2 protein-coding genes are annotated in these 585 nt (G+C 30.8%); both read right to left on the bottom strand.

The window, feature by feature from the left end; all coding sequences use genetic code 11:
* Nucleotides 1-379, bottom strand: a 379-nt coding sequence (locus ACN1CN_RS22820; RefSeq protein WP_419138000.1) for a condensation domain-containing protein, incomplete at its 3' end; no start/stop codon positions are given.
* On the bottom strand, nucleotides 360-585 hold a 226-nt coding region (locus ACN1CN_RS22815; RefSeq protein ID WP_419137998.1), incomplete at its 5' end, for a phosphopantetheine-binding protein. The genes ACN1CN_RS22820 and ACN1CN_RS22815, both read right to left, overlap by 20 nt.

Below are 585 nucleotides of genomic sequence, written 5' to 3'. Positions count from 1 at the left end.
CAAGTGCATACCGCAATCCATCAATATCTGTAGATTTATCAAGCTCAAATACAGATGGCATATGGTAAGCGTTCGTACCTTGCTCATACTGCTCGATAAACCATAAACGCTCCTGAGCAAAAGATAACATTGATTCGCCATTCAAGAAGCAATATATTAAGCTTTCTGTAGCTTTTTCTGTATAAATATTATTTTTTTGTAATACTTCAATGATTGCATCTTTATTTTCTTTTAATTCTACTAATATTTCTGAAATATTAATATTTTTGGGAAATTTAAACTTTAACTTATCATCTTCAACCCATAGCCAAATACCAATATTATTTGCACTATATATAATATTTGATATTGTGATTGTTTTATATTTCTCCTTGTTCATAAACTATATTATTATTTAAGTAACTCTTTTTATTATTGTGAAGCTTAGTAATTGTAGAAAACTGGAATATATCAGCTACTTTTATAGAACAGTCCAGTAGCTTACTCATACGGTGTGACACCTGGATAGCTAATATCGAATTTCCTCCTATCCTGAAGAAATTATCCGTTACTCCAACTCTGTCCAATCCAAGGACTTCTTCCCAG

Source organism: Flavobacterium sp. T12S277 (assembly GCF_048514875.1).
Classification (GTDB): Bacteria; Bacteroidota; Bacteroidia; order Flavobacteriales; family Flavobacteriaceae; genus Flavobacterium.
This window is presented reverse-complemented; position numbering and strand designations above follow the sequence as displayed.